Raw genomic sequence first — 7,925 nt, 5'->3', positions numbered from 1 at the left:
GACTCATGCACTTTTTTTGTATTTTTTTATAAAGAAAGGAAGTTAAGAGGATGTTAGCCAATCAAATTCAGTTATGGGAGCGATGTTAACTGTAGTCCAGCTCTTTTAGAAAAATAAGTTGTTTTCATAACTTTAATAAAAAATAAGATAAAAGGGGAAAAACAAATGAAGATAAAAAAGAGTTTATTCTTAACAACTGCGTTATTGGCGGTTCTAAGCGGATGCGGAAATAATACAGATAAAGAGAAAGCAGAAAATCCTAAAGAAGAAAAGCAAGTTCTGCATTTAGCAGCAGAATCAGAAATGGATACAATGGATACGACCATTTCTACGACGAACTTTACACCGATGAATAATGTTTTTGAAGGCTTAGTTGCTTATGATTTAAAGGGAACTCTTGTACCAGCCGATGCAGAAAAGATGCCGGAACTTTCTGAAGATGGACTCACGTATACGTTTACCATACGTAAAGATGCCAAGTGGTCAAATGAAACACCAGTGACTGCTGCTGATTATGTTTTTGCTTGGCAACGGATGGTGGATCCGGCAAATGGTTCTGGTTATGCGTATTTGTTCTCTGGCATTGTTAAAAATGCTGAAGCGATTCTGAACGGAGATAAAGAAGTCAGTGAATTAGGTGTAGAAGCTCTTGATGATAAGACGCTAAAAGTTACCCTAGAACAGCCTGTTCCTTATTTCCTTGATGTGCTGACGATCCCTTGCTATTTCCCGCAAAACCAAGAATTTGTAACGGAACAAGGCGGAAATTACGGGTTGAATGCTGAAAACACCATATATAACGGTCCTTTTGTGCTTGCTGATTGGAACGCTGCCAAAGGCGACTCTTGGAAATACGTAAAAAATGAACAGTATTGGGATAAGGATACTGTTAAGCTTGACGAAATAGAAACCCAAATCGTAAAAGAGGTTGGAACGGGAATCAACTTGTATGAATCAGGCCAACTGGATAGTATTGCTTTGTCAGGAAATTTTGTTCCTCAATATAAGGATAATCCTGATTTTAAGACGAATAGCAAAGCTTGGATTTATTATATAGAAGTTAACCATGATGTATCGGAATTAAAAAACAAAAATATCCGAAAAGCATTAATGCTGGCTATTGACCGTCAATCTTTTACTGATAATGTACTTCAAGATGGTTCTCAACCTATTTACGGACATGTACCAAACGGACTGGCTAAAAATCCAGAGACAGGTGTTGATTTCCGACAAGACGCCGGCGATATAGCTCAATATGATGTTGAGGAAGCTCAAAAGGCTTGGCAAGAAGGGTTGAAAGAACTTGGAACGGATACCATTTCACTTGAATTGACGACTTCTGACAGTGAAGACAGTAAGAAGTTAGCTGAGTTTATTCAAAGTGAATACCAAAAGAATTTACCTGGCTTAACGATCAATGTTCGCCAAATGCCCGATAATTCTAGATTGGATAACGTTAAAAAAGGAAATTACCAATTGGCAACGACTTATTGGTTAGCAGATTTTGCGGACCCAATTAATTTTGTTGAACGCTTTGATACAGCTATCAACCGCGGAAACTATTCTTTTGAAGACATTGATGCATTAGTAGAGAAAAGCAACCAACAATTCGATGACAAATTAGGTAGATGGAATACTCTGATTGAAACTGAAAAAGTCGCGTTAGGCGAACAATATGTAGATGTGCCGATTTACCAAACAGCGGATGCTTATCTTGAAAAACCGTATGTAAAAGATATTTACCGCCCAGTATTTGGCAGCAGAAGTTTTAAATATGCTTACCTAAACAATACTAAGTAAAAATTACAAGTGTTGCATTGAAAGCAAACAACCAATCTGCTTCAAAGTTAACCTTATTTCAAAAGGTCCGATGGGGTTAAATTTGATTAGACAAATCTTGTTGCGTGCTCTAATGAAGATGCGGTAGTGGTCTTAAGTCACGCTAAGCCTCTTTACGTGACTTAAGGATTAACATTTTCTATCTTTAAGTCACGATAAGTCGATTATTGGGATATTTCTTACATTATGTGCTTTTCGGTAATAACCGAAAAGATCTGATTGAAATTGTAAAAAGAAGTTTGCGTTATTTTAATGTGACATTAATGGTAAAAAATAAGTAAAAGTTACGATACAAAAAGCTTTCCTTCATTCGAAACAGTGAAAAACCTGTTGATTGAATAAGGAAAGCTTTTTGTGGTTTTAAAATGAAACTGTTCTAAGATTGATTAATCTTTTCTATCATTAAATCAACCGAAAAGATTCTTTCATAGGCTTATCATACGTACGGATATCTGAAAGATAGTCTTGCATCGCTTGAACAGCATGTTTTTCCAAGTTCTTGTGATTCTTGCCGTATTTTTTCGGAACGCCTTGATGAGTTACATAACTGACATGATAAGTCTGCTTTCGATCAATCTCATTTTCGCCGATAAATAATTTTTGGATGCGCAGTCCCTTTGGATTTTCTACTTTTAAATAGGCGTGCAAACCGGCCGCTCGTTTGAGGTAGCCGCCCATTTGATGGTAAGGATCACCGGAGTAAGTATTTTCCATGTTTTCTTCCAGCATTTCCCAAATCTCATCTCCTGTAAGTTCAGCAGTAGAGATAGGAGGATCCATGGGAATAATTTGATAAAGATCTCTCAAGGTAATAGTGCCTTTCACGATCGGAGCACCGTAACGCCAGCCATTTGAAAAAGCGATATCGGAACCCGTATGATGAAGGATAGCATCTAACAAAAAGTTGTCTAATGGTCCTTCCAAATTAAGACCGCGGTGTAAGTTGACAGCCGTTTCTCCTACTTTTGTATCTAGCTGATCACGAAATGGGGCAACAGCTTCTTCCACTTTCGTTTTTAAAGCAGGATCTTCCGTAATATCTTCTGTGATCGGAATCAACTGGTGTTCAACCGTTTTTAACCGATCGTTTTCTAAGGTCAATGCTAATTTTCCGATAAAAGAGCCTTGGGAACCCGATTGAATGAGTGTCGTCTCACCAATTTTTACACTGTCTTCTAAACGGTTGTGCGTATGTCCGCTCAAACAAATATCGACGCCTTCCACTTCAGATAACAACTTTGTGTCTTGTGGAAACCCTAAATGAGATAACAAGACGATCAGTTGAACCTTTTTTTCTTTTAATTCATTGATATAGTGCGGTAGTTCTTCTCGTCCCATCGTAAAATAGATGCCTTCACTGAAGCTGGCTGGCATGGTTTTATCAATAATATTGCAAGCAATTCCGATGACGCCGATAGAAATACCTTCAACTTCAAGAATTCGATAAGGATCAAAAACCAACTCATCCGTCTCTTTATTAAAAACGTTGATAGCTAAGACTGGGTAGTTCAATGCGTGTCCGATTTTTTTCAAGTTTTCCGGACCATAGCCAGTATCCCAGTGAAACGTCATAGCGGAAATGCCTAAATCATTTAGAATCGGTACCATATTCCAGCCTTTTGTAGTGACAGCTTCATAAGTTCCATGAATTGTATCACCATTATCAAGTACAACAACAGAGCCGTCTTTTCGCATTTCTTTTAACAAAGTCTGAATCCGGGCATAGCCGCCTGCTTTGCGAAATACAAGTTGCTCTCCTTCATAAAAAACTTCATTATGAGTTTCTAAATAGCTGTGAGTATCGTTTATCTGGACTAACGTGATGTTTTTTTCCATTTTGTTCCCCTGCTTTCATATAGGATGTTTATTTTAGTATAACAGTCAGCGAAAAAGAGTGATAATATTCCGTTTACTCCATTTTTATCTGGCAAAAAGGGCTTAGTTTGTTTAACCCCTATTCATACAGTACACTTGAATAAATCATTTGACAGAATAAAGAACCAACACTAGTTACTGTCTCTTTTGCACAAAAACCCACTTCCTTTTGTCAAAACTGATAATGTTATCTGTTTTAAAAACGGTTACAATAGGTATGCAGATAAGCAATCAAGGAGGGAATAATAATGAATCTGGAAACTGTTTTAAAAGAAAATATTGATTTGTTTACGAGTATTGGAAATGATCCTACAGGTGGTATGACTCGTCTCTTGTATTCAGATTCCTGGTTAGAAGCTCAAAACAAATTAAAAGAAAAATTAGAAGAAATAGGTCTGTCGACGCACTTTGATGAAATCGGAAACTTGTTTGGGCGATTAGAAGGCTCAACTTACCCAGAAGAAACGATTATGTCAGGTTCGCATATGGATACGGTTGTAAATGGCGGTAACTTAGATGGCCAATATGGAGTAATAGCTGCTTATTTGGCTATCTATTATTTGAAAGAAACATATGGACAACCATTGCGGTCTTTAGAAGTTATCTCAATGGCTGAAGAAGAAGGCAGCCGTTTTCCAACAGCATTCTGGGGCAGTAAAAATTTTGTTAACGAAGCAAAAAGAGAAGATGTTGAGGCTATAGCAGATTTCAAAGGAGTCAAGTTTGTTGATGCTATGCGAGCATGCGGATTTGATTTTAAACCTGAGGATGCTGTAAAAAGAAACGACATCAAAGCTTTTGTTGAGCTTCATATCGAGCAAGGAAATGTGTTGGAAAACAAAAATCTGCAAATTGGAGTGGTAAACAGCATTGCCGGTCAAAGACGGTATACCGTTATTTTGAAAGGCCAAGCCAACCATGCAGGAACTACCCCTATGGAGTATCGGAAAGATGCAGTCTACGCTTTTAGCAGAATCTGTTCAGAAGCGATTAGACAGGCAGAAGAAGTTGGTGATCCGCTTGTATTGACTTTTGGAAAAGTAGAACCAAAACCCAACACTGTCAACGTAGTACCTGGCGAAGTCTTGTTTACAATCGATTGTCGCCATACCGACGATTCCATCTTAAAACAATTTACAGCAGACCTAGAAGACCGAATGAAAGAAATTGCTGAAGAAATGGGAATGACTATCGAGATTGACTTATGGATGGATGAAGCTCCTGTTCCAATGAATGAATCAATCGTTTCTGTTGTCGAAGAAGCAGCAAAAACTGAAAAAATGGATTATTGCGTGATGCATAGCGGTGCCGGACATGATTCACAAATCATTGCGCTGCACTACCCAACAGCAATGATTTTTGTTCCAAGTATTAAAGGCATTAGCCATAACCCGGATGAAGCTACAACGTTAAAAGATTTAGTTGCTGGTGTCAAAACATTAGCCAGTGCTTTATATAATTTAGCTTACAAATAAGCAGAATGGATGATAAAAATGGGATACAAAAATAACATACAAGGCTACAGAGACGGATTGCTTGAATCACGTTCTGTAATCAAACGACACAATTATGCTTTAATTCCACATGATGGATTGGTAAAAAATACCGTTCCCGGATTTGAAAATTGTGATTTAACTATATTAGCCTCTCCAAAATTAGGAGCGAGTTTTGTTGATTATATTATTACTTTGCATGAAAAAGGCGGAAACAAACAGGGATTCGGCGGAGATGGCATTCAAACGTTTGTTTATGTCATTGAAGGATCTTTAAAAGTAAGTGACGGCAAAGAAGAACAAGTGCTGTCGACAGGTGGATATGCTTATGTACCAGCAGATGCTAAATTGTACCTAGAAAATGCCCAAAAAGAAGATACAGAGATTTTCTTATACAAAAAACGTTACGAGCCTTTAGAAGGTTATGCCGCTCATACGGTATTCAGCAATGTCAATGACATTGAACCAGTTGAATACGAAGATATGGAAGACGTTCTGATCTGGGATTTATTGCCAAAAGATTTAGGCTTCGATATGAATTTCCACATTTTATCTTTCAAACCGGGGGCAAGTCATGGGTATATAGAAACTCATGTTCAAGAACATGGAGCCTATATTTTATCTGGACAAGGAATGTACAATTTAGATAATGAATGGATGCCGGTAGAAAAAGGCGATTATATTTTCATGGGAGCATATAGCCCCCAAGCAGCATATGCAGTCGGACGCGGTGAATCATTGAGTTACGTATACTCTAAAGATTGCAACCGTGATCCAGAACTATAAACGGACGGTGACTAAACAATGACAGAAACAACAGTAATCGTATCACCTTCTGATTTGCATCAATTAATTAAAGCAAAGCTTGAAAAAGCAGGGTTATATACAGAACAAGCTCAAGAAGTCGCAAATCATCTTGTATTTGCAGATTCTTGTGGCATTCACTCGCACGGAGCAGTTCGGGTAGATTATTATGCTGAACAAATTGCTAAAGGTGGCGTTACGTTAGACCCCAAAATGGAGTTGGAAGTAACCGGACCAAGTACAGCTATTTTTCATGGTGATAACGGCATGGGGCAATTTGTCGCAAATCGTGCTTTATCAGAAGCTATCCCACTTGCCAAAGAATCAGGGGTTGCAGTACTTGGCATATCTAAAATGAGTCATAGCGGAGCTTTGTCGTATTATGTGAAGAAAGCAGCTGAGCAAGATTTGATCGGCATCTCAATGTGTCAATCTGATCCGATGGTTGTGGCATTCGGTGGAACAGAAAACTATTATGGAACCAATCCGATTGCTTTTGCTGCACCACGTAAAACTGGAGCTCCTGTCGTATTTGATATGGCGACAACGGTTCAAGCATGGGGAAAAATTTTAGATGCACGCTCAAAAAACGTAGAAATTCCTAGTACTTGGGCAGTAGACAAAGAAGGTAAGCCGACAACAGATTCTCATGCGGTCAATGGATTATTGCCGATTGCTGGACCAAAAGGGTATGGATTAATGATGATGGTTGATGTACTGTCAGGTATCCTTTTAGGATTACCATTTGGCAAACACGTGACCTCGATGTACGATAAAATTTCTGAAGGACGCGACTTAGGTCAATTATTTATCTTGATTGATCCAAAACGGTTTACAGATTTGGATCTATTCAAAGAAAAAATGGATCAAGTTATTACAGAATTGCATGAAATCAAACCAGCTGATGGATTTGATCAAGTTTATTATCCAGGAGAACTCAGTCAATTAAATTACGAAAAGTACCAAAAAGAAGGCATTCCTATTGAAAAAAGTATTTATGAATACTTATTGAGTGAGACGGTACATTTTGACCAATATGATGGTAAAGACGCTTTTTCCAGCTGACCTGATAAACGTTCATGAAAATAGGATAATGAAAAGGATGCATGCCCTAGCAAACTAGAGTATGCATCCTTTTAGTTTCAATGATTTTCTTGTTGGGACAAAGACAGCGCTAAGCGTAAATTGAGACTATTGATCGGATCTGCAATAGGCATGCCAACAATTGTTTCACAATTATCAATGCGGTATTTTACTGTATTTCGGTGAATAAATAATTCTTTTGCTGTTTTTGCGATTTCACATTGGAAATCAAGATAAGTTTTAAGCGTTTTTCTTAATTCAATCAGATTTTCTTCTTCTGGGTAAGCCAGTTCCTTTAAAATAGACTGGCAAAAATAATGAACTTCTTCAGTTTCAGCCCGTTCGAATAAATTCATTATCCCCATATGATGATAGTGGTGAATAAGAGGTTGCACATCCATGCTTGCAGCTTCTTCATAAGCTAACTTTGCCTCTACATAAGAAGTGCCGATAAAATCCATCCGTTCATGTGGAGTCCCAAATGAAAAGGCCAATTGGATAGGCAGAACGGCAAAGAGTTGTTCTGCAATTTGTAAAAGAATGTCTTCTAATCCTCCTGGTTGTTTCTTTTGAAAAAGAATGGCGAGATGGTGTGTGTGTTTTAAACGGAAAATTACCGTGTTTTGGACTAGAAGCGGTAACTGTTCCTCCAGCCATTGAGCAGCGAGAGTGGTTTTTTCCTCTTGCAGCAGTACCTCCATCTCTTGATCAAGGTTATTGATAGGATTCACATAGACAACTTGATAATAAGTAGACTGTTGCATCCCAAATTTACTCCCGTAATCGATCCAATTTTTTTGTTGGGGTTGTGCAGACTGTTGAGTTTCTACT

6 protein-coding genes are annotated in these 7,925 nt (G+C 38.0%); 4 read left to right on the top strand and 2 right to left on the bottom strand.

Going from position 1 to position 7,925, the window contains the following annotated elements; translation table 11 throughout:
• The first annotated feature begins 165 nt into the window (after positions 1-165).
• The gene (locus RT405_RS08235; RefSeq protein WP_313469044.1) at positions 166-1,800 is read left to right on the top strand and encodes a peptide ABC transporter substrate-binding protein; all 1,635 of its coding nucleotides are present in this window, start codon (positions 166-168) and stop codon (positions 1,798-1,800) included.
• 441 nt (positions 1,801-2,241) lie between these two features.
• Here RT405_RS08235 and RT405_RS08230 read toward each other — a convergent pair whose 3' ends face one another.
• The gene (locus tag RT405_RS08230) at positions 2,242-3,675 is read right to left on the bottom strand and encodes a bifunctional metallophosphatase/5'-nucleotidase (RefSeq protein WP_313469043.1); all 1,434 of its coding nucleotides are present in this window, start codon (positions 3,673-3,675) and stop codon (positions 2,242-2,244) included.
• A gap of 287 nt (positions 3,676-3,962) precedes the next feature.
• Between RT405_RS08230 and allC the strand changes: the two genes are divergently transcribed.
• Genes allC through allD form a run of 3 tightly spaced genes read left to right on the top strand, consistent with a single transcriptional unit; the run spans position 3,963 to position 7,076 of the window.
• The gene (allC, locus tag RT405_RS08225) at positions 3,963-5,189 is read left to right on the top strand and encodes an allantoate deiminase (RefSeq protein ID WP_313469042.1); all 1,227 of its coding nucleotides are present in this window, start codon (positions 3,963-3,965) and stop codon (positions 5,187-5,189) included.
• A gap of 18 nt (positions 5,190-5,207) precedes the next feature.
• Positions 5,208-5,993, top strand: a complete 786-nt coding sequence (gene allE / locus RT405_RS08220) for a (S)-ureidoglycine aminohydrolase (RefSeq protein ID WP_313469041.1) — start codon at positions 5,208-5,210, stop codon at positions 5,991-5,993.
• 18 nt (positions 5,994-6,011) lie between these two features.
• On the top strand, positions 6,012-7,076 hold the full coding sequence (gene allD / locus RT405_RS08215; RefSeq protein WP_313469040.1) for an ureidoglycolate dehydrogenase: 1,065 nt from the start codon (positions 6,012-6,014) through the stop codon (positions 7,074-7,076).
• Positions 7,077-7,153: 77 nt separating this feature from the next.
• On the opposite strand, the gene RT405_RS08210 is transcribed toward allD, so the two are convergent.
• On the bottom strand, positions 7,154-7,925 hold a 772-nt coding region (locus tag RT405_RS08210; RefSeq protein ID WP_313469039.1), incomplete at its 5' end, for a helix-turn-helix domain-containing protein.

Source organism: Carnobacterium sp. (assembly GCF_032094055.1).
GTDB lineage: Bacteria > Bacillota > Bacilli > Lactobacillales > Carnobacteriaceae > Carnobacterium_A.
The sequence above is the reverse complement of the archived record's forward strand: the minus strand, read 5'-3'. Positions and strand labels throughout refer to the sequence as shown.

Excerpts from the sequence above, each read along its gene's own strand:
- RT405_RS08235 (WP_313469044.1), top strand. The coding sequence starts at position 166 with ATGAAGATAAAAAAGAGTTTATTCTTAACAACTGCGTTATTGGCGGTT.
- RT405_RS08230 (WP_313469043.1), bottom strand. The coding sequence starts at position 3,675 with ATGGAAAAAAACATCACGTTAGTCCAGATAAACGATACTCACAGCTAT.
- allC (WP_313469042.1), top strand. The coding sequence starts at position 3,963 with ATGAATCTGGAAACTGTTTTAAAAGAAAATATTGATTTGTTTACGAGT.
- allE (WP_313469041.1), top strand. The coding sequence starts at position 5,208 with ATGGGATACAAAAATAACATACAAGGCTACAGAGACGGATTGCTTGAA.
- allD (WP_313469040.1), top strand. The coding sequence starts at position 6,012 with ATGACAGAAACAACAGTAATCGTATCACCTTCTGATTTGCATCAATTA.